General features: G+C 65.6%; 19 protein-coding genes. 12 read left to right on the top strand and 7 right to left on the bottom strand.

Annotated elements, in window-relative coordinates; translation table 11 throughout:
* Nucleotides 1–1,086: 1,086 nt before the first annotated feature.
* The 6 genes from napF (at nt 1,087) to KUV81_RS12355 (ending at nt 6,737) form a co-directional block, all read left to right on the top strand.
* Complete coding sequence (gene napF / locus KUV81_RS12380) at nt 1,087–1,566, top strand: ferredoxin-type protein NapF (RefSeq protein WP_222544158.1); 480 nt, start codon at nt 1,087–1,089, stop codon at nt 1,564–1,566.
* Nucleotides 1,563–1,805 carry a chaperone NapD gene (locus tag KUV81_RS12375; protein WP_222544157.1) on the top strand — a complete coding sequence of 81 codons (243 nt, stop codon included), beginning with the start codon at nt 1,563–1,565 and terminating at the stop codon, nt 1,803–1,805. The genes napF and KUV81_RS12375 overlap by 4 nt, the downstream gene beginning before the upstream one ends.
* A gap of 26 nt (nt 1,806–1,831) precedes the next feature.
* Nucleotides 1,832–4,324 (top strand): nitrate reductase catalytic subunit NapA, encoded by a 2,493-nt coding sequence (gene napA, locus KUV81_RS12370; RefSeq protein ID WP_222544156.1) that lies wholly within the window; start codon nt 1,832–1,834, stop codon nt 4,322–4,324.
* Between the two features lie 51 nt (nt 4,325–4,375).
* A complete protein-coding gene (locus tag KUV81_RS12365; protein ID WP_222544155.1) occupies nt 4,376–4,816 on the top strand; it encodes a nitrate reductase cytochrome c-type subunit in 441 nt (146 codons plus the stop codon).
* Between the two features lie 9 nt (nt 4,817–4,825).
* The gene (locus KUV81_RS12360; RefSeq protein WP_261389353.1) at nt 4,826–5,458 is read left to right on the top strand and encodes a cytochrome c3 family protein; all 633 of its coding nucleotides are present in this window, start codon (nt 4,826–4,828) and stop codon (nt 5,456–5,458) included.
* Between the two features lie 148 nt (nt 5,459–5,606).
* On the top strand, nt 5,607–6,737 hold the full coding sequence (locus tag KUV81_RS12355) for a M14-type cytosolic carboxypeptidase (protein ID WP_222544154.1): 1,131 nt from the start codon (nt 5,607–5,609) through the stop codon (nt 6,735–6,737).
* A 59-nt stretch (nt 6,738–6,796) separates the two neighbouring features.
* On the opposite strand, the gene KUV81_RS12350 is transcribed toward KUV81_RS12355, so the two are convergent.
* Nucleotides 6,797–8,569 (bottom strand): S8 family peptidase, encoded by a 1,773-nt coding sequence (locus KUV81_RS12350; protein ID WP_222544153.1) that lies wholly within the window; start codon nt 8,567–8,569, stop codon nt 6,797–6,799.
* A gap of 336 nt (nt 8,570–8,905) precedes the next feature.
* On the opposite strand from KUV81_RS12350, the gene KUV81_RS12345 reads away from it, so the two are divergent.
* Nucleotides 8,906–9,640: a site-specific DNA-methyltransferase gene (locus tag KUV81_RS12345; protein WP_222544152.1), complete on the top strand. Its 735-nt coding sequence runs from the start codon at nt 8,906–8,908 to the stop codon at nt 9,638–9,640.
* 47 nt (nt 9,641–9,687) lie between these two features.
* On the opposite strand, the gene purL is transcribed toward KUV81_RS12345, so the two are convergent.
* On the bottom strand, nt 9,688–13,578 hold the full coding sequence (gene purL / locus KUV81_RS12340; protein ID WP_222544257.1) for a phosphoribosylformylglycinamidine synthase: 3,891 nt from the start codon (nt 13,576–13,578) through the stop codon (nt 9,688–9,690).
* Nucleotides 13,579–13,679: 101 nt separating this feature from the next.
* On the opposite strand from purL, the gene mltF reads away from it, so the two are divergent.
* Nucleotides 13,680–15,101, top strand: a complete 1,422-nt coding sequence (gene mltF, locus KUV81_RS12335; RefSeq protein WP_222544151.1) for a membrane-bound lytic murein transglycosylase MltF — start codon at nt 13,680–13,682, stop codon at nt 15,099–15,101.
* A 324-nt stretch (nt 15,102–15,425) separates the two neighbouring features.
* On the opposite strand, the gene tadA is transcribed toward mltF, so the two are convergent.
* Nucleotides 15,426–15,935 carry a tRNA adenosine(34) deaminase TadA gene (gene tadA, locus KUV81_RS12330; protein WP_222544150.1) on the bottom strand — a complete coding sequence of 170 codons (510 nt, stop codon included), beginning with the start codon at nt 15,933–15,935 and terminating at the stop codon, nt 15,426–15,428.
* Nucleotides 15,936–16,102: 167 nt separating this feature from the next.
* On the opposite strand from tadA, the gene KUV81_RS12325 reads away from it, so the two are divergent.
* The 3 genes from KUV81_RS12325 (at nt 16,103) to KUV81_RS12315 (ending at nt 19,029) form a co-directional block, all read left to right on the top strand.
* Nucleotides 16,103–16,900, top strand: coding sequence for an ETEC_3214 domain-containing protein (locus tag KUV81_RS12325; RefSeq protein WP_222544149.1), 798 nt, complete (start codon nt 16,103–16,105; stop codon nt 16,898–16,900).
* A 113-nt stretch (nt 16,901–17,013) separates the two neighbouring features.
* Nucleotides 17,014–17,586 (top strand): LPP20 family lipoprotein, encoded by a 573-nt coding sequence (locus KUV81_RS12320; protein ID WP_222544148.1) that lies wholly within the window; start codon nt 17,014–17,016, stop codon nt 17,584–17,586.
* A gap of 15 nt (nt 17,587–17,601) precedes the next feature.
* The gene (locus KUV81_RS12315; RefSeq protein ID WP_222544147.1) at nt 17,602–19,029 is read left to right on the top strand and encodes a transglycosylase SLT domain-containing protein; all 1,428 of its coding nucleotides are present in this window, start codon (nt 17,602–17,604) and stop codon (nt 19,027–19,029) included.
* A gap of 34 nt (nt 19,030–19,063) precedes the next feature.
* Here the strand turns inward: KUV81_RS12315 and punR are convergent, their stop codons facing one another.
* Nucleotides 19,064–19,963, bottom strand: coding sequence for a DNA-binding transcriptional activator PunR (gene punR / locus KUV81_RS12310; RefSeq protein ID WP_222544146.1), 900 nt, complete (start codon nt 19,961–19,963; stop codon nt 19,064–19,066).
* Between the two features lie 104 nt (nt 19,964–20,067).
* Between punR and punC the strand changes: the two genes are divergently transcribed.
* Complete coding sequence (gene punC, locus KUV81_RS12305; RefSeq protein ID WP_222544145.1) at nt 20,068–21,285, top strand: purine nucleoside transporter PunC; 1,218 nt, start codon at nt 20,068–20,070, stop codon at nt 21,283–21,285.
* A gap of 56 nt (nt 21,286–21,341) precedes the next feature.
* Here the strand turns inward: punC and KUV81_RS12300 are convergent, their stop codons facing one another.
* The 3 genes from KUV81_RS12300 to hcp all read right to left on the bottom strand — a co-directional run bounded on the left by KUV81_RS12300 (nt 21,342) and on the right by hcp (nt 24,613).
* A complete protein-coding gene (locus KUV81_RS12300; RefSeq protein WP_222544144.1) occupies nt 21,342–21,689 on the bottom strand; it encodes a hypothetical protein in 348 nt (115 codons plus the stop codon).
* Between the two features lie 191 nt (nt 21,690–21,880).
* Complete coding sequence (locus tag KUV81_RS12295) at nt 21,881–22,870, bottom strand: hybrid-cluster NAD(P)-dependent oxidoreductase (RefSeq protein ID WP_222544143.1); 990 nt, start codon at nt 22,868–22,870, stop codon at nt 21,881–21,883.
* Nucleotides 22,871–22,939: 69 nt separating this feature from the next.
* The gene (gene hcp / locus KUV81_RS12290) at nt 22,940–24,613 is read right to left on the bottom strand and encodes a hydroxylamine reductase (RefSeq protein WP_222544142.1); all 1,674 of its coding nucleotides are present in this window, start codon (nt 24,611–24,613) and stop codon (nt 22,940–22,942) included.
* Nucleotides 24,614–24,787 lie beyond the last annotated feature (174 nt).

The raw sequence follows: 24,787 nt of genomic DNA, 5'->3' as shown, positions 1-24,787 counted from the left end.
CGCCCACCTGGGGTAGGCCACAATGGCAACGCCTAGTTCAACAAAATACGGTCAGGGACGGGGGCAGCCTGCACCCGTCCAGAACCGAGAAAAAAGGGGCGCGCAAAGACACGGCTGAAGGGCGTCTATGGGGGGGACAGTCCAACCTGGGTCAGAATTAAACTCTTCCATGCCGCGACTCCGCGCAATACAACATCCAATTAACATCCAGCCCATTTATCGGGCCGGAGAAATGGCCAAAAAGCCCGTCCGCAAAGTATGATGCAGCCAACACTTTCACCGCAGTTTATAGCATCGGCAGCGCAAGCCTCTCAATCCCTGCCAGAGCGCCCGATCTTGTTTTGTGACTTACCCCTCAGAAGCGCACATCCGGGCGAAAATCTTTGCTTGTTTCCAAAATGTTGCACTCACCTCCGCCTGCATTTCTGTTGCGACACCAACTCGCCCCAAAAACAGGAAAAGGGATTTTGATCACAATTTACACCATACTTATTTTAACTCTTATAAATGCATACTCATTCACAGTCGTTCATTTTCACATGTTTTAAAAGGCTTTTTCCTATTCACTGGCGAGGCGCCCCCATAACTATTGATTAGTTTTTATAATCTAAAATTAAATTTTTCTCGGTTGTGAGCACATCCGCCCCCGATTAGACTAGCCCCGCGACATTGAGACAGGCTTTCCTTCGGGGGCCAAGGCCACCGAAACCGACCCGTCTCTGCGCAAGGTTGTTTGATTGAACTGTCTGTGTGGAGGCCGTATGAAAAAGTTTGTAGATACCCTGGTAGCCAAGTATCAGCGCACCTTCGCTGAGCTCTACCACCAGCCGGCGAAGTAAGACGCGCCGCACCCTTCCTTTCTTGCGTTAAAGCTTGTGCTTTTTTTCACCGCCCTCGTGGCGGTGTTTTTTTTGCCTGCGCGTTAGGAAGTTGATCCAGATCATGGCTCCCCCGCATCTATCCCTATCGGGGTATGTAACCCCCGCAACAAGCTCTTTACATTGCCCCTGAACTTCATTTGTCGGACCGGTCAAAACCGCCCCGTGAGAGGGCGAAAAGATCTTCCGACGTTGTCAGGGAACCGCGATGACTCACCCCCGCCTTTGGCGACGACTGAAAACCCCTCAGCGCCCGCTGTTTCGCATGCCCCACCTGGTGGAGGAGCGCCACTTCGTTGAGCTCTGCACCCGCTGTGATGCCTGCGTCGAAGCCTGCGAGACCGGGGTGATCGTCCGCGGCGATGGCGGCTTTCCCGAACTCGACTTTCAAAGGGCCGAATGCAGCTTCTGCGAAGCCTGCAACACCGCCTGCCCCGAACCGCTGTTTCTGCCCAAGTCCGTCGCCCCCTGGCCCTACCGGGCCCGGCTGGGCGAAAGCTGCCTGCCGCTGTCCGGCATCGAGTGCCGCAGCTGCGCCGATGCCTGCGAAGCCCAGGCGATCCGATTTACCCCCACCGCCGGTGCCGCCCTTCCGACCCTCACGGAAGACTGCACCGGCTGTGGGGCCTGCCTGCCCCGCTGCCCGGGACAGGCCCTGACCCTGCACCCCAAAGGAGAGGCCCAATGAGCGAGCAGATCTGCTCTTTGGTGGTGAACGCCAACCCCCAACGTCGCCAAGCCGTGGAAGCGGAGATCACCGCCCAACCCGGCGCCAGCGTCGCCCTGTCCGACCCCAGCGGCAAGCTGGTGGTGCTGCTGGAACACCCCGGTCAGCAGGCACAGGTGGACTGCATCGACACCATCAAGGGGCTGCCCGGCGTCACCGCCACCACCCTGATCTACCACCAACAACTCTTAGAAAACTGACCATTACTGACATCAAGGAATGGACCATGAAACTCACCCGACGCGAATTCGTTAAGGCCCAGGCGATTGCCGCCGGTGCCGTGGCCGCCGGCCTGGCCGTGCCGGCCGGGGCCCAGGGCATCATCGCCACCCGCTCCGAAGACACCCTCCAGTGGGACAAGGCCCCCTGCCGCTTCTGCGGCACCGGCTGCTCCGTGCTGGTGGGCACCAGCGGGGGCAAGGTGGTGGCCGTCCAGGGCGACCCCCAAGCCCCGGTCAACCGCGGCCTGACCTGCATCAAAGGCTACTTCCTGCCCAAGATCCTGTACGGACAGGATCGCCTGACCCAGCCGATGCTGCGCAAGAAGAACGGCCAGTACGACAAGCAGGGGGAGTTCACTCCGGTCTCCTGGGATGAAGCCTTCGACGTCATGGCGGACAAATTCAAGCAGGCGCTCAAGGAGAAAGGGCCGACCTCGGTGGGCATGTTCGGCTCCGGTCAATGGACCGTGTGGGAGGGCTACGCAGCTGCCAAGCTCTACAAGGCCGGTTTTCGCTCCAACAACATCGATCCCAACGCCCGCCACTGCATGGCCTCGGCGGTGGGCGGCTTTATGCGCACCTTCGGCATCGACGAGCCCATGGGCTGCTACGACGATCTGGAGCAGGCGGACGCCTTTGTCCTCTGGGGCTCCAACATGGCGGAGATGCACCCCATCCTCTGGTCCCGCCTGAGCGCCCGCAAGCTGTCGGCACAGCACGTCAAAGTGGCGGTGCTCTCCACCTTCCAGCACCGCAGTTTCGAGCTGGCGGACACCCCCATCGTGTTCACCCCGCAGACCGACCTGGCGATCCTCAACTTCATCGCCAACTACATCATCCAGAACGACAAGGTGAACCACGACTTCGTCGGCAAGCACGTCAACTTCCGCCGCGGCACCACCGACATCGGCTACGGCCTGCGCCCGGAGCACCCGCTGGAGAAGGCGGCCAAGAACCCCGGTAACGGCGGCTCCGAGGCGATCGACTTCGAGCAGTTCAAGGCCTACGTGGCGGACTACGACCTGGAGTCCGTCTCCAAGCTCTCCGGCGTGGAGCCGGACAAGCTGGTGGCCCTGGCGGAGCTCTACGCCGATCCCAACCGCAAGGTGGTCTCCTACTGGACCATGGGCTTCAACCAGCACACCCGTGGGGTGTGGGCCAACAACCTGGTCTACAACATCCACCTGCTGACCGGGAAGATCTCCGAGCCCGGCAACGGGCCCTTCTCCCTCACCGGCCAGCCCTCCGCCTGTGGCACCGCCCGGGAAGTGGGCACCTTCGCCCACCGCCTGCCCGCGGACATGGTGGTGAAAAATCCCAAGCATCGGGCGATGGCGGAGAAGATCTGGCAGCTGCCGGAGGGCACCATCCCCGCCAAGCCCGGCTACCACGCCGTGCTGCAGGACCGGATGCTCAAGGACCGCAAGCTCAACGCCTACTGGGTGATGTGCAACAACAACATGCAGGCCGGCCCCAACATCAACACCGAGCGTCTGCCCGGATACCGCGACCCGGCCAACTTCGTGGTCTGCTCCGACCCCTACCCCACGGTCACCGCCATGGCCTCGGATCTCATCCTGCCCACCGCCATGTGGGTGGAGAAGGAGGGGGCCTACGGCAACGCCGAGCGCCGCACCCAATTCTGGTACCAGCAGGTGGCCGCCCCCGGCCAGGCCAAGTCCGATCTCTGGCAGCTGATGGAGTTTGCCAAGCGCTTCACCGTCGAGGAGGTGTGGCCCGAGGAGCTGCTGGCCCAGAAGCCCGAATACCGCGGCAAGACCCTGTTCGACGTGCTCTTTGCCAACGGCGAGGTGGACAAGTACCCCCTCACCGAGGTGCCGGAGCAGCGCCTGAACGACGACGCCCGGGCCGCCGGCTTCTACATCCAGAAGGGGCTGTTCGAGGAGTACGCCCGTTTCGGTCGCGGCAAGGCCCACGACCTGGCGGATTTCGACACCTACCACCAGGTGCGCGGCCTGCGCTGGCCGGTGGTGGACGGTCAGGAGACCCGCTGGCGCTTCAAGGAGGGGGCCGACCCCTACGTCAAGGCCGGCAGCGGCTTCCAGTTCTACGGCAAGCCCGACGGCCGGGCGGTGATCTTCGCCCTGCCCTACGAGCCGGCCGCCGAGGCCCCGGACGAAGAGTTCGATCTCTGGCTCTCCACCGGTCGGGTGCTGGAGCACTGGCACACCGGCACCATGACCCAGCGGGTGCCCGAGCTCTACAAGGCCTTCCCCGACGCCGTGGTGTTTATGCACCCCATGGACGCCAAGGCCCGCGGCCTGCGTCGCGGTGACAAGGTGGTGGTGGCCTCACGGCGCGGCGAGGTGGAGACCATGGTGGAGACCCGCGGCCGCAACAAGCCGCCCCGCGGCCTGGTGTTCATGCCGTTTTTCGACGCCAGCACCCTGGTCAACAAGCTCACCCTGGACGCCACGGATCCCCTGTCCAAGGAGACCGACTACAAGAAGTGCGCCGTGCTGGTGCGCAAGGCCTGAACCGCAAGGGGGCGGCACGCCGCCCCCACAAGAACAACATTGGAGCACGCCATGAGTCTCAAACCCCTGATCATCGCTGCCGCGCTGCTGCCGCTGTGGGCCAGCGCCGCCGAACCCCAGCACTTTGGCCTGCGGGCGGACATCCCGCTGGAGCAGACCAGCCCGGCCCCCGGCCTCAAGCCGGTACTCAAGGAGTCCGGTCGCAAGTCCCTGAACTACGTCAACCAGCCGCCGCTGGTGCCTCACAAGGTACAGGGCTACCAGATCACCCAGTCCACCAACCGCTGTCTGCAGTGCCACGACGTGGACAACTACCTGACCACCGGCGCGCCGCGGGTCAGCCCCACCCACTTCACCGACCGGGATGGTGTGGTGCAGCCCCAGGTGGCCCCTCGCCGCTATCTGTGCCTGCAGTGCCACGTCACCCAGGCCGACGTCACCCCGCCGGTGGCCAATGACTTCACCGGCCTGGGCCAGTTCGCCAAGGATTAAGGGGGCGCTATGTCTATCACTAACGGGCTCAAACGCCTCTGGGGCTGGCTGCGCCGCCCCAGTCCCAAGGCCCTGGGCACCCTGCTGATCCTGGGTTTCGTCAGCGGGATCCTGTTCTGGGGTGCGTTCAACACCGGCATGGAACTGACCAACCGGGAGCAGTTCTGCATCGGCTGTCACGAGATGGAGAACAACGTCTACGAGGAGTACATCACCACGGTCCACTACAACAACCGCAGCGGCGTGCGGGCCACCTGCCCGGACTGCCACGTGCCCAAGGACTGGACCCATAAGATGGTGCGCAAGATCCAGGCCTCCAAGGAGGTGTTTGGCAAGATCATCGGCATCATCGACACCCCCATGAAGTTCGAGGAACACCGGCTGGAGATGGCCGAGCGGGAGTGGGCGCGGATGAAGCGCACCGACTCCCAGGAGTGCCGCAACTGCCACAACTTCGACTACATGGATTTCACCGAGCAAAAAGGGGTCGCCGCGCAGCTCCACGCCCAGGCCAGTGCCGAGGGCAAGACCTGCATCGACTGCCACAAGGGGATCGCCCACCGCCTGCCCGCCAACTACGCCGGCAACGATGCGCTGTCCCACACTTTGAGTGCCGACCAGCAATCCACCACCGTTCACTAGCTGTACCCGGGTTCCCTGCAAAGAACCGGATTTGGTCTGGCCCCGCCCCCCTGTACAAGGGGGGCTTTTTTGTTTGCCGGCCAAACCTTGATCTGGATCCCAACCTTGGGGACCATGGGCCCTCCCCCCACTTGCAAGGAGTGCCCGCGTGCAGATCAGCAGCGCCTTTGACAGCGGCAACATCGACGTGGTGTCCCTCGACGACGCCGCCCACATCCAACTGACCATCCGCCCCGATCACAACACCGAGAAGTTCCAGTGGTTCCATTTCGCCCTGCACGGTGCGGCGGGCCAGGCCTGCGCCCTGCACCTGACCAACGCCGGTCAGGCCGCCTACCAGGATGGCTGGCGCGACTACCAGGCGGTGGCCAGTTACGACCGGGAGAGCTGGTTCCGGGTGGACACCCGGTTCGACGGCCAGAACCTGGTGATCGAGCACACCCCGGAGCGGGACCTGGTCTACTACGCCTACTTCGCCCCCTACCCCGCCGAGCGCCACCGGGACCTGATCGCCGCCTGCCAGGACGACGACCGGGTGCACTACCAGTGCCTGGGGCTGACCCCGGACGGCCAGAGCCTGGATCTGCTGCGCATCGGGACCCCGGAGGAGGGCAAGAAGGTGTGCTGGATCATCGCCCGCCAGCACCCGGGGGAGACCATGGCCCAGTGGTGGATGGAGGGGGCCCTGGCGGCCCTGCTGGACGACACCGACGCCGTCTCCCAGGCCCTGCTGAGCCAGTGCGTCTTCTACCTGGTGCCCAATATGAACCCGGACGGCAGCCGCCGCGGTCACCTGCGCCATAACGCCCACGGCACCGATCTCAATCGCGCCTGGCGCCAGCCCAGCCTGGAAACCAGCCCCGAGGTCTACCAGGTACGCCAGGCGATGGAGCACAGCGGCGTCGACTTTTTCCTCGACGTTCACGGCGACGAGGGGCTGCCCTACAACTTCATCGCCGGTGCCGAAGGGATCCCCAGTTGGACGCCCCAAAAGCAGGCCCAGCTGGACGGCTTCAAACAGGCGCTGATGGCCGCCAGCCCGGAGTTTCAGACCGAGCACGGCTACGAGGTGGACAAGCCCGGTCAGGCCAACCTGGACATCGGCAGCAACTTCATCGCCCAGCACTTCGACTGCCTGGCGATGACCCTGGAGATGCCCTTCAAGGACAACGCCGCCCTGCCCAACCCGGTGGTGGGCTGGAGTCCGGAGCGGGCCGCGGCCCTGGCTCCGGCCAACCTCAAAGCCCTGCTCCACTGCCTGCGCAGCGACCTTATCTGACACAGCCCCACGCAACAAAAAGGCGCCCCAATGGGCGCCTTTTTTCATGCCTTGCCGACTCAGTCGACGGTGACGGTCAGGGTGGCGCCGGAGAAGGCGCGGTAACCGTACACCCCGATGTGCCAGGTGCCGGCATTGGGGTTGGTGCCGCTGCAGCTCTCGTTGTTGCCGCTCAAGTAGGGACGACAATCGTAGTTGCGCCGGTCCGGCTGACTGCCAAAGCGCACGTAGAGATCCGCATCCCCGGTACCGCCGGCCAGGCTGACGGTCAGGCTGCTGGCCCCGGCGGGCACCTCGACGGTGAAGTACTGCCAGCTACGGCGGGCCCCATCCAGGTTCTCGTAGGTGTCGGTGGTGCCGTCGCCGCCCCCGCCACCGGTATCGCCGTTGATGGCCGCGGTCACCGCCGCGTCCGAGTCCACCAGGCCCACCCCGCAGTTGCTGCAGTTGTCCGCCCGTGCGGTGTTCTTGAGCAGGCTCTCCACCTGGTCCGGGGTCAGGGTGGGATCCGCCTCGTAGAGCAGCGCCGCCAGACCGGCCACGTGGGGCGCCGCCATGGAGGTGCCCTGCAGGTAGTCGTAGTTGTCGCTGCCCGGGCTCAGGGTGCCGCTGTTGTGGGTGGAGAGCACGCCGTTGGGATCGCTGGCAAAGCTCTGGGCGCCACCGGGGGCCGAGATGTCCACGGTGTTGCCGTAGTTGGAGTAGTAGGCCCGGGTGCCGTCCCGACCCAGGGCCGCCACGGTGATCACGCCGCTGCAGTTGGCCGGGTTGTAGCCACTGGCATCGGCATCGCTGTTGCCCGCCGCCACCACCACGGTGGCGCCATTGGCCCGGGCGGTGTTGATGGCTGCCTGGGTGGTGCTGGAGCAGCTGCCGCTGCCCCCCAGGCTCAGGTTGATGACATTCGCCGGGTTGGCGTTGCCCGGCACGCCGCTGACGTTGCCGCCGGAGGCCCAGATGATGCCATCGGCGATGTCCGAGGTGTAGCCGCCACACTTGCCCAGCACCCGCACCGGCACCACCTTGGCGTCGTAGGCCACCCCGGTGACCCCCAGGTTGTTGTTGCCCACCGCCGCCACGGTGCCCGCCACGTGGGTGCCGTGCCAGCTGCTGTCGTAATCCGACGGCGGGTAGCCACCACCACACTCCCCCTGGCTCATGGCGTCGCCGGGATCCTGGGCATCGTTGTCGCGGCCATCGCCGTCCACCGAGACGAAGGTGTCGTCGATCATGTCGTAACCCGGCAGGATGTTGCCCACCAGATCGGCGTGGGGCCGGTAACCAGTGTCCAGCACCGCCACCACGGTGCCGGCGCCGGTGGCGTTGTCCCAGGCCGCCGGCAGGTTCATCCCGGCGGTGGCTTCGAAGTAGTGCCATTGGTCGCTGTAGCGGGGATCATTGGGGGTGGCCATGGGCCGCAGCAGTTGGTCCACCTCGATGGCCAGGATGTTGGGGTCGTTGGCCATCATCAGCGCCATCGTTTCCTCGGCATCCTGACGGTCCAGGGCGCGGTCCGAGGCCATCACGTAGCGCTGGGGCACCCCCAGGGCACGCAGATACTTGAGGCTCTGCCCCAGGTTGCGCCCCAGGTTGTCGGTCACCTCCTGCATCTTGCGCGACTTTTGCTGGGCGTTCATCAGGCCGGCCACCGCCGGGCTGCTGGCCAGGCCGGCGTCGGCGTAGTGCACGATAAAGCGGGTGGCCGGGCCCTGGCCCGGCAGCGCGGCTCGGGCCGCGGCGTTTTCGTTGGGGCGCTCCACCGCCCAGCCCGGGGCGGTGCTGCAGATCAGCAAACCGCCCAGACAGGCGGCTTTGAGTGTTGGCTGTTTCATTCCAAATCCTTGGTGTTGGGATTGGCGGAACTGACCACGTAAGCGTGTTTTGTCCACTTATCTTCCTGCCAAATCGACACTCGGGACTATTCGCCATGGCGGCCGGGGACGAAAGTTGCGTTGAGCCAAAAGAGGTATGGCCACATAGCCTGGACACATACTGCGCGGCAGAGGATGCCGCTCGGCGCCAGCAAGCCCGCTGTGGCCATCACCCACGACGGCTTGAGCCAATGGGGGCGTCAAATTCCGGTGCCGTGTAGCGGGTAAATCCCTTGACCCGGAACAAAACTGTATATATAAACAGCACTGTATTCATATACAGTTTCGGAGTGGGCCATGAGCACCTTTCAACTGAGCGACGCCGGGGCCGTCCCCTGGCTCCAATCCCTGGGCCGCCATTCGGTGGATCTGGTGCTCACTCGGTTGCCGCCCCGGCGGCGCCAGTCGGATCTGGCGGTGGCCACCGAGCTCAAAAACGCCCGCTCCGCCCGCAACCAGTGGTTCGCCATCTTCCCCAATGATCCCCACCCGGGGCTGTTTGAGCAGCTCTACCGGGTGCTCAAGCCCGACAGCCACTTCTACCTGTTCTGCAGCCAGGAGGACCTGTTCGTGGTCAAACCCCTGGCCCAGGCCGCCGGCTTCCGCTTTCAGACGGTGCTGGTGTGGGATCAGCAGCGCAGCCGTCCCGGCCGTCACTACCGGCCCCAACTGGGCTGGATCTGCCTGTTCGAGAAGGGGCACCGGCCGGTGAGCGATCCCAGAGTCAGCAACCTGCTGAGCTACCCCGCCGAGGACGGCACCCTGCCCCCGGCCCTGATCGCCCTGTTGCTGGAGCAAAGCTCCGCGCCCCAGCAGCTGGTGATCGATCCCTTCCTTCAGGGCAGTGAGATCGCCGAGGCCAGCCTCACGGCCGGACGCCGCTTCTGCGGTGCCACCGGCGATCCCAGCCGGCGCGAAACCCTGCGCCAGGACCTGGGCCAACTGCCCGGGGTCACCGAGCTGCTCACCCGACTGCCCCCCGCCGCCCTGCCCAACTGGAGCCAGGGCAGCGCCCAAATTGCCCTGCTGTAAGCCATAAAAAAAGCCCCGCACTGCGGGGCTTTTTTCGGGACTGAGGCTTAACCCAGGGTGACCCGGGCGCTGCGGAACATCCGCATCCACGGGCTGTCCTCGCCCCAGTGGTCCGGGTGCCAGGAGTTGGCCACGCTGCGGAACACCCGCTCCGGGTGCGGCATCATGATGGTGGCGCGCCCGTCGGTGGTGGTCAGGCCGGTGATCCCCGCCGGCGAGCCGTTGGGGTTGGCCGGGTACTGGGTGGCGATCTGACCGCGGTGGTTCAGGTAGCGCAGGGCCACGGTGCCGGAGTTGTCCGTCGCCTGGAAGGCCTCCAGGTTGGCAAACTCCGCCCGACCCTCACCGTGGGACACGGCGATGGGCATGATGGAGCCGGCCATGCCGCCCAGGAAGGCGGAGGGAGATTCCTGCACTTCCACCAAAGAGAAGCGAGCTTCGAACCGCTCGGAGCGGTTGCGCACGAAGTGCGGCCAGTGCTCGGAGCCGGGGATGATGCTCTTCAGGTTGGAGAGCATCTGGCAGCCGTTGCACACCCCCAGAGACAGGGTGTCGGCGCGCTCGAAGAAGCCCTGGAACTGCTCCCGGGCCCGGTCGTTGAACAGGATGGACTTGGCCCAGCCCTCACCGGCGCCCAGCACGTCCCCGTAGGAGAAGCCACCACAGGCCACCAGGGCCTGGAACTGCTCCAGGGTCAGGCGACCCTCGAGGATGTCGGACATGTGCACGTCGATGGCTTCGAAACCGGCCCGGTCGAAGGCGGCGGCCATCTCCACGTGGGAGTTGACCCCCTGCTCCCGCAGCACCGCCACCTTGGGCGCGCTGCCCTTGGCGATGTAGGGGGCGGCGATGTCCTCGGCGGGGTCGAAGCTCAGCTTGGCGAACAGACCCGGATCCTCGGCGTCCTGCTTGGCGGCGTGCTCCTCTTGGGCGCACTCCGGGTTGTCACGCAGGGACTGCATCTGGAAGGTGGTCTCACCCCAGATGGTGCGCAGCTCGGTACGGGACTCCTGAACCAGCACGGCCTCACCCTGACGGATGGTGATGCTGTCTTCGTTGGTCAGGCCGCCGATGGCGTGGCTGCAGTCGGTCAGGCCGTTGGCCGCCAGGATGGCGTCCACCGCAGCGCGGTCGTCCTTGCGGATCTGCACCACGGCACCCAGCTCTTCGTTGAACAGCAGGGCCAGGGCGTCGTCACCCAGGCCGGCCAGGTCCACGTCGATGCCCTGCTTACCGGCGAAGGCCATCTCCGCCAGGGTCACCAGCAGACCGCCGTCGCCCTTATCGTGGTAGGCGATCAGCTTCTGCTCGGCAGACAGCTGCTGGATGGCGTGCCAGAAGCCCTTGAGCCGCTCGGCGCTGTCCACGTCCGGCGCTTCGTTACCCAGCTGGTTGTAGACCTGGGCCAGGGCGGAGCCCCCCAGGCGCTGCTTGCCAGCCCCCAGGTCGATGAACAGCAGTTCGGAGTCGCCCAGGTCGTTGCGCAGCTGCGGGGTGACGGTGTTGCGAACGTCTTCTACCCGGCCAAAGGCGGTGATCACCAGCGACATCGGCGCGGTGACGGCCTTTTGCTCGCCGTCCTGCTCCCAGGCGGTCTTCATGGACATGGAGTCCTTGCCCACCGGGATGGTGATCCCCAGGGTCGGACACAGCTCCTCGCCCACGGCCTTCACCGCCTCGTACAGGCCGGCGTCTTCACCGGGGTGACCGGCGGCAGACATCCAGTTGGCGGACAGCTTGACGTGCTTGAGGGCACCGACATGGGCCGAAGCCAGGTTGGTCAGGGCTTCACCCACCGCCATGCGGGCGGAGGCGCCGAAGTTGATCAGCGCCAGCGGGGTGCGCTCGCCCATCGCCATGGCTTCGCCCTGGTAGGTGTCCAGGGTGGCGGTGGTCACCGCGGCGTTGGCCACCGGCACCTGCCAGGGGCCGACCATCTGGTCGCGGGCCACCAGGCCGGTGACGGTACGGTCGCCGATGGTGATCAGGAAGGTCTTTTCGGCCACCGCCGGCAGACGCAGTACCCGGCGGATGGCGTCCTGAACACTGACGTCGCCCAGTGCCAGGGTCGGGGCGTCGCTCTTGGCGGAGGCCACGTCCCGGTGCATCTTGGGTGCCTTGCCCAGCAGCACCTCCATCGGCATGTCGATGGGGTTGTTGCCGAAGTGGCTGTCCTCCAGGGTCAGGTGGCGCTCCTCGGTGGCTTCACCGATGACCGCGTAGGGCGCGCGCTCACGCTGACAGATGGCGTCGAAGGTGGCCAGGTTCTCCGGGGCCACCGCCATCACGTAACGCTCCTGGGACTCGTTACACCACAGCTCCAACGGGCTCATGCCCGGCTCGTCGCTGGGCACATCCCGCAGCTGGAAGCGGCCGCCGCGGCCGCCGTCGTCCACCAGCTCCGGCATGGCGTTGGAGAGGCCACCGGCGCCGACGTCGTGGATAAAGGCGATGGGGTTGTCGTCGCCCATCTGCCAGCAGCGATCGATCACCTCCTGGCAGCGACGCTCGATCTCCGGGTTGTCCCGCTGAACGGAGGCGAAGTCCAGGTCCTCGGAGGATTGACCGGAGGCCATGGAGGAGGCCGCGCCGCCGCCCAGGCCGATGTTCATCGCCGGGCCACCCAGTACGATGAGCTTGGCGCCCACCGGGATCTCGCCCTTCTGGACGTGATCCTCGCGGATGTTGCCGAAGCCGCCGGCCAGCATGATGGGCTTGTGGTAACCGCGCACCTCGGCGCCGTTAAAGCTCTGGACCTGCTGCTCGTAGGTGCGGAAGTAGCCGTTCAGGGCCGGACGGCCGAATTCGTTGTTGAACGCCGCGCCCCCCAGGGGACCCTCGATCATGATGTCCAGGGCGGAGACGATGCGGTCGGGCTTGCCGTACTCCTGCTCCCAGGGCTGCTCGAAGCCGGGGATCTTCAGGTTGGAGACGGTGAAGCCGGTCAGGCCGGCCTTGGGCTTGGAGCCGCGACCGGTGGCGCCCTCATCGCGGATCTCACCGCCGGAGCCGGTGGCGGCGCCCGGGTAGGGGGAGATGGCGGTGGGGTGGTTGTGGGTTTCCACCTTCATCAGGATGTGGACCGGCTCCTGATGGTAGCGGTAGACGCCGTCGGCGTCGGGGAAGAAGCGGCCGGCGTGGGAGCCGGTCATCACCGCGGCGTTGTCCTTGTAGGCGGACAGGGTCTCTTCCGGGGTCACTTCGAAGGTGTTCTTGATCATCTTGAACAGCGACTTGGGCTGCTTTTCGCCGTCGATGGTCCAGTCGGCGTTGAAGATCTTGTGACGACAGTGCTCGGAGTTGGCCTGGGCGAACATGTAGAGCTCGATGTCGTTGGGATTGCGACCGAGGGCCTGGAAGTTGGTCACCAGGTAGTCGATCTCGTCCTCGGCCAGGGCCAGCCCCAGCTTGACGTTGGCCTCGGCCAGCGCCGCCCGGCCACCGCCGAGAATGTCGACGCTGGTGAAGGGCTTGGGCTCGGCGGCCTCGAACAGCACCTTGGCGTCGTCAAAGCTTGGCAGCACCGCTTCGACCATGCGATCGTGGACCAGCGCCAGCAGGGCTTTCTGCTCCGCGTCGGTCAGGGTGCGCTCCAGTTTGACGTACCAGGCCAGGCCACGCTCCAGGCGCTTCACCTCCGACAGACCGCAGTTCTTGGCGATGTCGGTGGCCTTGGAGGCCCAGGGTGAGATGGTGCCCGGACGGGGCACCACCAGCAGCAGGGTGCCTTCCGGGGTATGCTCCTCCATGCGGGGACCATAGGTCAGGATCTGGGCCAGTTGCTGGGCGTGTTGCTCGGACAGGGGAGCGGAAAGATGGGCGAAGTGCGTGTATTCAGCGTAGAGGTCTGTGACGGGCAGTTGGGCGTCTCGGCAAGCTTGCATCAGCTTGTTGACCCGGAACGCGGATAATGCCGGAGCACCGCGAAGGATCTCAATCACGTCGGTTCACCTTAATATTGTTATGATGCAGGGTATGGTTGAGGTGGCGCTATTATAGAGAAAAGCCCTGCCTAAAACACCCTCAGTCAATCAGGATGATGACACGAACACACCGGTTTAGGACCTGGACCCGAAATTGCCTGCTTGGCCCGCTGCTTTTCGCCTCGGGATTGTCCGGCTGCATCGAGCTGGCGCCGCCGCAGACCCGTCCCCAGCCCCAGGAGGACAGCGGCGTTTTGGCGGTGGGCACCCTCTACGGCCCCACCAGCTACATGGTGATGGGCCAGGGCCCCAGCGGCTTCGATTACGACCTGGCGGCGGAGTTCGCCGACTACCTGGGCAAGCCGCTCAAGATCCACGCCTACCACAGCCTGGAAGAGCTGTTTCAGGCCCTGGAGGCGGGCCGGGTTCAGATGATGGCCGCCGGATTGACCACCACCCCCGCTCGCCAGCACTTCTGGCGCTTCGGCCCGCCGCTGTACGAGGTCAGCTCCCAGCTGGTGTACCGCAACGGTCAGCCCCGCCCCCGGGACCTGGGCGCGCTGGAGGGGGAGCTGATGGTGGCCAAGGGCGCCAGCCATGTAGAGCTGCTGCACCGACTGAAGCAGGAACACCCCGGGCTGAGCTGGACGGAAACCACGGATTTTGACAGCGACGAGCTGCTGGCCCGGGTGGCCGAGGGGCACCTGGCCTACACCCTGGCCGACTCCACCTCGGTGGCGGTCAACCGCCGCTACCACCCGGAGCTTCGGGTGGCCCTGAGCCTCGGCGAGCCCCAGTCGGTGGCCTGGGCGCTGCCCCGGGACAGCGCCAACCCCCTGTTCAGTGATCTGCTGGATTTCTGGGACAGCCAGATGCGCGACGGCCGACTGGCCCGGTTGGAGGAGAAGTACTTTGGCCATGTCCAGGGCTTTGACTACGTCGACACCCGGGCCTTTATCCGCGCCGCCGAATCCCGCCTGCCCCGCTACCAGCCGCTGTTCGAGCGCTACGCCGGTGACCTGGACTGGCGCAAGCTGGCGGCCATCAGCTACCAGGAGTCCCACTGGGACCCCAACGCCCGCTCCCCCACCGGCGTGCGCGGAATGATGATGCTGACCCAGTCCACCGCCAAGCGGATGGGGATCAGTAACCGGCTCGACCCGGAGCAGAGCATCCGCGGCGGCAGCGAATACCTGCAGCAGCTGATCACCCGATTGCCGCCCCGCATTCCCGAGGAGGAGGCGATCTGGTTCGCCATGGCCGCCTACAACATCGGTCTGGGCCACCTGGAGGACGCCCGGGTGATCACCGAGCGCCACGGCAAGGATCCCAACAGCTGGCTGGACGTGAAGCAGTACCTGCCGCTGCTGCGCCAGCGCAAGCACTACCAGAGCACCCGCTACGGCTACGCCCGGGGCGACGAAGCCGCCCACTACGTCGACAACATCCGCCGCTACTACGACACCCTCATCTGGCTGGACAGCCAATCCAGGCTGGATCGCGTGATCGAGTCCCAGTCCGCGCAACACATGGAGTGACCCGGGTCGCAATCCCCCCTCATTCTGAAGCCCGCTCACTTGACGCCCGTATAACAACGGGTTAAGCATTAATGGTGGGGTGTCGACTGCACTGTAGGGGGCTTGGGTTCATCCAGGCGTCACCCTACCGACATCCCGGGGTCATCGTGACCCAGCATCGTTGCGACAACGACTGCAGTCCCACAAGAATAAGGAGGCAAACGTGATGGCGAGAAAACAGAACCGTCGACGCAAGGCCTTGAGCAGCTTGATGGAGCGTCGCCGGCAGGTTCGGAAACGCACCCATATGCGCATCGTACACCGCGCAAAACTCTTCACTGCCGCTCAGGCCGATTCCCCGGAGTCCAACTCCGCCCTTTGAGCCTGTTTCAAGGCTTTCTTCTCCGCCCTGCGCCGTTTGAAAAAGGCGCTTAGTTGCGCCGCGCAGGGCTCGGAGAGCACCCCTTCCACCACTTCCAGTTGATGATTCAGCGCCGGATGGCGCACCAGATCCATCACCGAGCCGCAGGCGCCGGTCTTGGGATCCGAGGCACCGTACACCAGGGTGCTGACCCGGGCGTGAACCAGGGCACCGGCGCACATGGGGCAGGGCTCCAGGGTGACGTACAAGGTGGTGTCCAGCAGACGGTAGTTGTTCACCGCCTCGCCGGCGGCGCGCAGGCAGAGCATCTCCGCGTGGGCACTGGGGTCGTTGCTGGTGATGGACTGGTTGTAGCCCTCGGCGATCACCCGGTCCCCCTGGACCAGCACCGCCCCTACCGGCACCTCGCCCAATGCCTCCGCCTTTTCGGCCAATGCCATGGCATGGGCCATCCACTTTTGATGTTGTTCCACCGCGCGCTCCTCGTTCTCGGCCGGCCATTGTACTCCCCCCCAGGGGCAACTCAACGCCACCGGCCAGACGGACAGTCACTCATAAAGTGTAAGGCGATTGCCATGTTACATATTGGCAACTTTCTGGTATATCTTTTAACCGTTTAGCGATTCGATGAGAGATATGGATGTCTCAGACTGACGACACCCCCGGCCCGGTGACGGGCAACGCCTCTAAGGCGCCGCCCCGCTGGCGCAAGCTGCGCTCCGGCCTGCTCTACGCCGTGGGCCTGATGATCGCCTTCGGCAACTGGAACGACACCAAGGAGCTGTCCACCAGCTTGTACGAAACCGCCATCGCCCACTTCACCCACCAGGTGGAGCTGGATCAGCTGGACCAGCTGGATGTGGGCAACTACCTGGAGTACGCCGAGAATCTTTTCGGGATCCCCCAGGTGGTCAAGGCCTCGCGATTAACCCCCGAGCTGCAGTACCGTTACTACAAACAGGACAAGTTCTTGCTGATCCTGCAGGTGGAGCAGGAGCGCATCGCCGGCTACCTGCTGCAGAGCCTGCCCCTGGCCAACCGGTTCAGCGCCGCCGGGCCCTTTACCCCGCCCATCCCCTTTACCGCAATGGAACTGGATGAGGCCCCCCTGGCCAGCCTGCCGTTTCGCGACGAGGGGTTCTCGCTGGACCACCACAACCTGGTCTACTTCCTCGAGCGCCACCCCCTGGCGGCGGACGGCCTGCACCTCAACCTCTACCTGGGGATCACCGAGTACGGCGAACCCATTCCGGGACTCAGCCAGGCCCTGGGCACCCTGGATCAGACCTTGGTGTTCGAACAGGGGGACGACCGCCACCAGGCCCTGGAGGCGGTACGCCAGCGCTACGCCCCCAACCTCTATGGCCTGAGCGAACTGGACAACAGCCATATGGCCGAGGCCCTGCTGACCCGCTACGAGTTCAACGCTTACTTTTGATGACGCCGCCCACCGTTCTTGGGAGAGACACAGGTGCGAAACCTGATGATGTTGCTGTGCCCATTGCAGAGCGAGGCTGCCCCACCCCATTCAACCACGCTGAGGAAACGACGATGAAAAAACTGCTGCTGCCCCTGATGATGGGCGCCACCCTGGTCGGCTGTGCCGCCACCGAGGAAGTGACCCTGGCCTGCACCTTCCCGGATGCGGCGCAGACCCAGGCCCCCGGCTGGGTGTGCGATGAACCGGTGGCCGGTTTCGCCCTGACCGGCGTCGGCTACGCCAAGCAAAGCCCCGCCGGCATCGGCTTTATGAAAGAGGTGGCCGCCAACGATGGCCGGGTCAAGATGGCCCAGGCGTTTCGCACCCGGGTGGCCGCCACCTTCCGCCAGAGCGTAGTGGCCAGTGGCGGCAACGGCGATGAGACCACCAACACCCTGGTGGAGACCGCCGCGCGCAACGTCACCGAGCAGGCGCTGTCCGGCGCCCGCATCCTCCAATCCCGCACCAGCCCCAGTGGCGCCCTCTATGTCCTGGTGGGCATGAGCGAGGCGGACTACGAGCGCACCATGAAAGAGGCGCTCAAAGCCAGCCAGGATCGCGACAGCGAGCTTTGGCAACGCTTCAAGGAAGACGAGTCCACCAAGCTGCTGGAGGCGATGCTGCAGTCCACCCGCCAGCTCTGAACCTAAGGAGGCCCCATGGCACCTTCGCGTACACGGCGACCCTTTCGGGTTGCCCTGCTGACCGCCGCCACCTTGGCGGGGATGGGAAGCGCCGCCGCCAACCCTCCGCCCGCCGGAGGCGAGTGGGCGGCCTTCCAGGCCTACAAGCAGCAAACCCAGTCGGAGTTCGAGCAGTACCGGCGCGCCTACCTCGATGCCTTCGACGCTTACCGCGATGAGGTGCTGGGGCAGTGGGACGAGGCCCCCCTGGGGGACGCCCACACCCTGGTGCAGTACAGCGAGGATCAACATCGTCGCACCGAGGTGGATTACCAAAGCGGCACCGTCACCATCTCGGTGCTGCACGACCCGGGCCAGGCGCCGGATCCCAAGGCGATCCAGGATGCCCTGGTGGCCCTGGCCCAGAGCGACACCGCCGAGGCCCGGGCCCAGGATCCCATCCACGCCAAGCTGGCGGCCCCGCCCACCCAGCTGCCGGTGCTCAACGCCCCTCAGCCCCTGGTGCCGGAGCTGGCCCCCGTGGTGGTCGATTCCGGTCAGGCGGCCGAGGCGCGGGTGGAGGCACTGATCGCCCAGGCGGAGGTGACCACCCGCCCCCGGGACTACAGCGCCGAGCGCCTGGCCAAACTGCAGGCAGAGCTGGCCCGCCAGCAACAGGCCGCGCTGCGTGAGTTGGAGCGGCAGCAGGAGTTGGCGGCCCTGGCCGAGGCCAGTGAACCGGAGCAGGCCCAGCCCGCTCCGGTGCCGGAGGCGCAAGCCCAGGCACTGCAAAGCCAGGAGAGGGAACGGGAAGCCAAGCTGGCGGCCCGCTACGCCGAGCGCCAGGCGGATCCCACCGCCAAGCAGATCACCACCTACCGGATCCAGCTGCCCAGTCACGGGCAACAGCAGCGGGCCCGGCCCTTCCTCGACCAGGCCCATGCCCAGGCGCAGCAGTGGCAGGTGGAGCCGGAGCTGGTGCTGGCGATCATGCAGGCGGAGAGCAGCTTTAACCCCCTGGCCCGTTCCCACATCCCGGCCTTCGGCCTGATGCAGATCGTGCCGGCCAGCGCCGGGCGCGACGTGCGCCAGACCTTCTACCAGTCGCGCCAGGCCCCCACCGCCGAGGAGTTGTACCGGCCGGAGTTCAACATCCGCTTCGGCAGCGCCTACCTGAACATCCTCGACAAGCGCTACCTCAAGGGGGTGACGGACCCGCAAAGCCGGCTCTACTGCGTCATCGCCGCCTACAACACCGGGGCCGGCAACGTGGCCAAGGCGTTCAATTCCGACGGCAGCCGGCGGCTGAGCAGCGCCCTGCCCCGGATCAACGCCCTGAGCCCAGAGGCGGTGTACCAGCACCTGGTGGAACACCTGCCCTACGACGAGACCCGCAAGTACCTCACCAAGGTGCGCAATTACCGCGAGGGCTACGCGGCACTGGCCACCGGTCAGAAGCTGTAACCCAACCAGGGCGCCGAAAGGCGCCCTGGTTTTGTCAGGCCAGCCACTCCTTGTGCAGCTGGGCCGGCTCCCCAAGATAGTCGAGCAGCCACTGCAGCAGCGGCGAGTCGCGCTCCCGGCTCCAGGCCAGGCAGCAGGGGCTGGGGCGCTGGCCACCGGTCATGGTGCGCTCCACCAGGCTGCCCCCGGCCAGCAGGGGCCGGGCCAGGTGGCGGGGCATGTAGTTGAGCCCCAGCCCGGCCTGGACACAGGCCTGGGCATTGGGCCAGTCCGGCACCATGATGCGCCGCTGATTGTCCTGCAGCCAGGTGGTGCGCTTGGGCAGGGTGCGGGCGGTGTCCTCCAGGCAGATAAGCGGAAAGCGACGGATCCCCTCGGGGGTGAGCCGGTCCATGGAGCTCGCCGGGTGGCTGGGGGCCATCACCAGAGCCCAGTCCAGCTCGCCCATCTCCCGGTAACCGAAATCCCCCCCCACGGGCACCGCGGTGGTGGCGCCGATGGCGATGTCCGCCCGCCCCTCCGCCAGGGCATCCCAGACGCCGTTGAACACCTCGATGCTGAGGATAAGCTCCGCGTCGTCGAAGGCGGCGTAGAAATCCCGCACCAGGGCGGTGATGCGGTCCGCCTTGACCACGTTATCCAGGGCCACCCGCAGGCTGCGCTGCCAGCCGTTGGCCACCCGCTGGGTCTGCAGGCGCACCTGCTCCATCTCCCGAAGCCATTGTCGGGCCTGCTCGAGGAAGTGGGCCCCGGCGGGGGTCAGCACTACCTTGCGGTGCTGGCGCTCGAACAGGGTGGCCCCCAGCTGCTCCTCCACCTGGCGCACCCCGTAGCTGATGGCGGAGGGCACCTTGTGAAGCTGGGCGGCGGCGGCGCTGAAGCTGCCGTGGCGGGCCACGGCGTCCAGCATCTGCAAAGTGGACTGGGCAAACATAGTGCTTTCAAATTTTTTGATGGCAATAGCCAAAATATACCGTTTAACAGGGGCAATATCACTTAGTAGACTTCGCGACCGACTGAAATCAACCGGTTTACGAGATGGCTGGCAACAAACAGATTGAAACCAAAGCTGAGAAGATCCCCTTTATCGAGCTGCTCTACCTGGCGGGCCTGTCGATGATGGCCTTTGTGGCCACCGACATGTACCTGCCGGCGTTCAAGGTGATGGAGGGCTACTACGGCACCGGGCCGGAGTCCATCGCCCTCTCCCTGTCGGTGTTCCTGGCCGGCCTGGCCGGGGGGCAATTGCTGTGGGGCCTGGCCTCGGACCGCTTCGGCCGCCGCACCACCCTGATGGCGGGCCTGGTGCTCTACACCCTGGCGTCCCTGGGCCTCACCTTCAGCGACAGCGTCTGGCAGCTGCTCAGCCTGCGCTTTGTCCAGGCCATCGGGGTCTGCGCCCCGGCGGTGATCTGGCAGGCGCTGGTGATCGACCGCTACCCCGGCGCCCGGGGTCAGCAGGTGTTTGCCACCATCATGCCCCTGGTGGCCCTCTCCCCCGCCCTGGCGCCTCAGCTCGGGGTGGGCCTGACCCTGCTGCTGGGCTGGCAGAGCATCTTCCTGGCCCTGACCGCCATCGGCCTGGTGTGGCTGTGGCTGACCTGGCGTCTGCCCAAGGACCAACCCGCCGCCAGCCAGCGCTCGGTGCGCGGTGACATCGCCGGGCTGCTGCGCTCCCGGGTCTACCTGGGCAACGTGGTGATCTTCGGTGCCGCCTCCGCCGCCTTCTTCGCCTACCTGACCGGGATGCCGGAGATCATGGCCAGCCTGGGCTACGACGCCCGCCAGATTGGCCTCTCCTTCGTGCCCCAGACCATCGCCTTTATGCTGGGGGGTTACCTGGGCAAGCGCCTGGTGGCCCGCCACGGCGACGCGCCAGTGCTCAAGGGCCTGCTGGTGATGTTCAGTGTGGCGGCCGGGGCGATCACCCTGGTCAGCCAGCTGACCCTGACCAGCATCTGGCCGGTGCTGCTGCCGTTCTGCTTCCTGGCGGTGACCAACGGGGCCCTCTACCCCATCGTGGTCAACCGGGCCCTCTCCAGCGCCCCCCACTGCGCCGCCACCGCCGCCGGTTTGCAGAACAGCCTGCAGATCGCCATCAGCTTCGGCGCCAGTGCCGTGGTGGCCGCCCTGGCCAGCATCGCCCTGCCGGTGACCGGCGTCGCCATCGGCCTCAGTGCCCTGGTGGTGGTGCTCGGCGCCCTGTGGGCCGGCTCCGCCTCGGCCCCCCAGCCGGCCCTGGCCACCGAGTCCTGAGCCATTGCGCCATAAAAAACGCCACCCCTCGGGGTGGCGTTTTTTGTTGTAGGGGGTCAGGGGCGCTTCTCCACCACCACGTCACCCTCAACCACGTAGGCCTCGGAGCCGAACAGCAGCGGGATGTAGAAGGTTTCCCGCTTGATGGTGGCGTTCTCCAGGGCCACGCCGTTGGGCACCGACTCGATGGTGTTGTCGATCGCCTCTTCCAGGTTGGGGATCCCGGTGGGGATGAAGCTGATGATGTAGGAGCGGTCCTCACCGGCCACCCGCTCCACCCGCTCGTACTTCTCCGGGGCATCGACGTCGATGTTCTTGGTGGTGACGTAGGTCAGATCCGCCACCCGGACCGAGCAGCCGCTGGCCAGCAGGGCCGCCGCCAGGGCAACAATAAGCGTGCGCATTGCAGTGTTCCTTATAACGAGAGTGAAGGGGCTGGCCCGGTGGCCAAGATGGGCGCCACTCTATACGTATTACATACGCTTTAAAAGCCACCCATGGGTTCCATCGGCTTTTGTTCAGCTTTCATTCAAGTTGCTGCTGCCAGACAAAAAAAACGCCGCGATAAACGCGGCGTGGGTCTTGGTCGGGCCGCTCAGTCGTTGAGCTCCAGGGCCATGTCCCCGGTGACGGTGGAGGAGCAGGCGAGGAAGTAACCCTGCTCAATCTCCTTGGGGGTCAGCCCCATCACCGAGCTGCTCTCAAGCTTGTCCTTCTCCCCCTTGCACTTGCAGCTGCCGCACACCCCGGTACGACAGGCAGCGAAGATGGGCAGACCGCCCTTCTCCAGGCTCTCCAGCACCGTCTGGCCCGGCAGGATGGGCAGCTCGATGCCGTCCACCGCCAGCGAGTGGCCCTGGGCCGAGTCCGCGGCCGGCGCCTCGGCCACCTCGGGGGCCAAAAAGGCCTCGCTGTGGATGCGGTCCGCGGCCACGCCTTTGTCACTCAGCATCCCCTTCACCGCGTCCATGTAGCCCTGGGGGCCGCAGATCATGGCGGTGCGCCCGGCCAGGTCCGGCACCCGGGCCGCCAGCTGAGCGGCGTCGAGCCGCCCCTCCAGCAACTCAGGCCGGGGATCGTCGCCGATCACCCAGTGCAGCTTGAGGTTGGGGTGGGCCGCCGCCAGAGCTTCGAGTTCGGCGGGGAACAGCTTGTCCGCCTCGGAGCGGGCGCTGTGCACGAAGGCGATGTCGGCGTCGGGCTCCCGGGCCAGGCGCTCCTTGAGCATGGAGAATACCGGGGTGATCCCGCAGCCGGCGGAGAGCAGCAGCCAGGCGCCCTCTCCGGCGGTGTCCCGGTGGAAGGCCCCCGCCGGAGCCATGGCTTCCAGCGCATCGCCGGGACGCAGGGCGTCCAGCAGGTGGTTGGAGACCCGGCCACCGGGCACCCGCTTGATGGTCAGCTGCAGACGGGGCTCGCCGGGCACCGAGCTTAAGCTGTAGGCCCGGGCACTGGTCTGCTCGCCGATGGGCACCAGCAGGGTGAGGAACTGGCCGGGGATGAAGTCCACGTCGGCGTCGCTGTGGAAGAAGAAGCTGGTGACGTCCGCGGTTTCCGGACGCACTTCATGACAGGTCAAAAGCATGGTGACTGTGCCGCTCAACTAACCGAGAAAACAAAAAGGGGGCGGTTGCCCGCCCCCGCTTGATGGGCCTTAGGCCGCCAGGATGTCGCTGATGTCCTGCTCGACGGTGGTGATGAGGCGCAGGCCGAACTGCTCGTTCAGGGCCGCCACCAGGTTGTCGGTCAGGAAGGCCGGCACCGTGGGACCGACGCGGATGTCCTTGATCCCCAGGGCCAGCAGGGTCAGCAGGATGGCGATGGCCTTCTGCTCGAACCAGGAGAGCACCATGGAGAGCGGCAGGTCGTTCACACCGCAGTCGAAGGCGTCGGCCAAGGCCACCGCCAGTTGGATGGCGGAGTAGGCGTCGTTGCACTGGCCCACGTCCAGGAAGCGCGGCACGCCGTTGATGTCGCCAAACTCCAGGTCGTTGAACTTAAACTTGCCGCAGGCCAGGGTCAGGATCAGGGTGTCCTTGGGCGCCTGCTTGGCGAACTCGGTGTAGTAGTTGCGCTCCGCCTTGTCGCCGTCACAGCCGCCCAGCAGGAAGAAGTGCTTGATGTTGCCGGCCTTGACCTGGTCAATCACCGCCGGGGCCGCCGCCATCAGGGCGTTGCGGGCGAAGCCGGTGGTGGTGTAGTGCGGGATCTCGTCGTACTTGAACCCTTCGCAGGCCAGGGCCTTGTCGATCACCGCGCTGAAATCGTCGCCCACCAGGTGGGTCACCCCGGGCCAGCCAACGATGGAGCGGGTGAACATGCGGTCACCGTAGCCCTCGATGCCCGCCGGGTTGGGGTCGATGAGGCAGTTGGAGGTCATGACGATGGCGCCGGGGAAGTTGGCGAACTCCTTCTGCTGGTTCTGCCAGGCGGTGCCGTAGTTGCCCACCAGGTGGGGGTACTTGTGGCCCAGCTCCGGGTAGGCGTGGGCCGGCAGCATCTCACCGTGGGTGTAGACGTTGATGCCCTTGCCCTGGGTCTGCTCCAGGATGTGCAGCAGGTCAATCAGGTCGTGACCGGAGACCAGGATCGCCTTGCCCGCCACCGGCTTCATGTTCACTTTCACCGGCACCGGGTGGCCAAAGGCCTCGGTTTCACCGGCGTCCAGCAGCTCCATCACCCCGAAGTTCAGGTGACCGATGGCCATGGACAGCTCCAGCAGTTCGCCCATCTCGCTCGGATCTTCACCCAGGCGAGCCATGATGCGGTGGAACTCACCGGCCAGCTTGGCGTCCTGCTTGTTCAGCACCCGGGCGTGCTCCAGGTAGGCGGCCACGCCCTTGAGGCCGTAGAGGCAGAGCAGGCGCAGGCCAACGATGTCCTCGCCCACCTCGGCCTGGCCGCGGTTGACCAGGGTCTGCGGGGCGGCGGCCAGCATGGCGGCCTTGTCGACACTGAGTTCCAACTGGGCGGCGCCCTGGGGGGACTGGGCGGTCACGCCCTGTTCGGCACAGGCGGCCTCGTAGGCGGCCTTGATGCGGTTGCGCAGGGCCATGGCGCGCTCGGTGTAGGCCACCAGGCGCTCGGCATCGAAGTTGACGTTGGTCAGGGTGGAGAAGAAGGCCTGGGGCAGGTAGGTGTCGATCTCGTTGTCGATCACCCCAACCTGGCGGCCCAGGTGGGCGTAGGCGCTGACGCCCTGGATGAGGTAGACCAGCACGTCCTGGAGATCGGAGATCTCCGCGGTCTTGCCGCACATGCCCATGCTGTAGGCACAGCCGTTGCTGACGGGGGTCCGGATGGTTTGCTCACACTGAACACAAAACATGGTCTCACTCCATTTGATGCTTTTAATATGCATGTTTAATGTGGCCATCATACGCCCTCCCCCAACCAATAACATGCATTGAACATGCTCTTTTGTGGTTTTCCTGATCCGGATCAATAAAAACGTCGATGGGGACGAAGGGGTTTTCCCCCTTTCCCGGCCCACAAGTGCAAT

Origin of the sequence: Ferrimonas balearica (assembly GCF_019802085.1) — a bacterium.
GTDB classification, from domain to species: domain Bacteria; phylum Pseudomonadota; class Gammaproteobacteria; order Enterobacterales; family Shewanellaceae; genus Ferrimonas; species Ferrimonas balearica_B.
Note: the sequence above shows the minus strand (reverse complement) of the source record. Positions and strands in the feature narration are given on the sequence as shown.

Excerpts from the sequence above, each read along its gene's own strand:
- napF (WP_222544158.1), top strand. The coding sequence starts at position 1,087 with ATGACTCACCCCCGCCTTTGGCGACGACTGAAAACCCCTCAGCGCCCG.
- KUV81_RS12375 (WP_222544157.1), top strand. The coding sequence starts at position 1,563 with ATGAGCGAGCAGATCTGCTCTTTGGTGGTGAACGCCAACCCCCAACGT.
- napA (WP_222544156.1), top strand. The coding sequence starts at position 1,832 with ATGAAACTCACCCGACGCGAATTCGTTAAGGCCCAGGCGATTGCCGCC.
- KUV81_RS12365 (WP_222544155.1), top strand. The coding sequence starts at position 4,376 with ATGAGTCTCAAACCCCTGATCATCGCTGCCGCGCTGCTGCCGCTGTGG.
- KUV81_RS12360 (WP_261389353.1), top strand. The coding sequence starts at position 4,826 with ATGTCTATCACTAACGGGCTCAAACGCCTCTGGGGCTGGCTGCGCCGC.
- KUV81_RS12350 (WP_222544153.1), bottom strand. The coding sequence starts at position 8,569 with ATGAAACAGCCAACACTCAAAGCCGCCTGTCTGGGCGGTTTGCTGATC.
- KUV81_RS12345 (WP_222544152.1), top strand. The coding sequence starts at position 8,906 with ATGAGCACCTTTCAACTGAGCGACGCCGGGGCCGTCCCCTGGCTCCAA.
- mltF (WP_222544151.1), top strand. The coding sequence starts at position 13,680 with ATGACACGAACACACCGGTTTAGGACCTGGACCCGAAATTGCCTGCTT.
- KUV81_RS12325 (WP_222544149.1), top strand. The coding sequence starts at position 16,103 with ATGTCTCAGACTGACGACACCCCCGGCCCGGTGACGGGCAACGCCTCT.
- KUV81_RS12320 (WP_222544148.1), top strand. The coding sequence starts at position 17,014 with ATGAAAAAACTGCTGCTGCCCCTGATGATGGGCGCCACCCTGGTCGGC.
- KUV81_RS12315 (WP_222544147.1), top strand. The coding sequence starts at position 17,602 with ATGGCACCTTCGCGTACACGGCGACCCTTTCGGGTTGCCCTGCTGACC.
- punR (WP_222544146.1), bottom strand. The coding sequence starts at position 19,963 with ATGTTTGCCCAGTCCACTTTGCAGATGCTGGACGCCGTGGCCCGCCAC.
- punC (WP_222544145.1), top strand. The coding sequence starts at position 20,068 with ATGGCTGGCAACAAACAGATTGAAACCAAAGCTGAGAAGATCCCCTTT.
- KUV81_RS12300 (WP_222544144.1), bottom strand. The coding sequence starts at position 21,689 with ATGCGCACGCTTATTGTTGCCCTGGCGGCGGCCCTGCTGGCCAGCGGC.
- KUV81_RS12295 (WP_222544143.1), bottom strand. The coding sequence starts at position 22,870 with ATGCTTTTGACCTGTCATGAAGTGCGTCCGGAAACCGCGGACGTCACC.
- hcp (WP_222544142.1), bottom strand. The coding sequence starts at position 24,613 with ATGTTTTGTGTTCAGTGTGAGCAAACCATCCGGACCCCCGTCAGCAAC.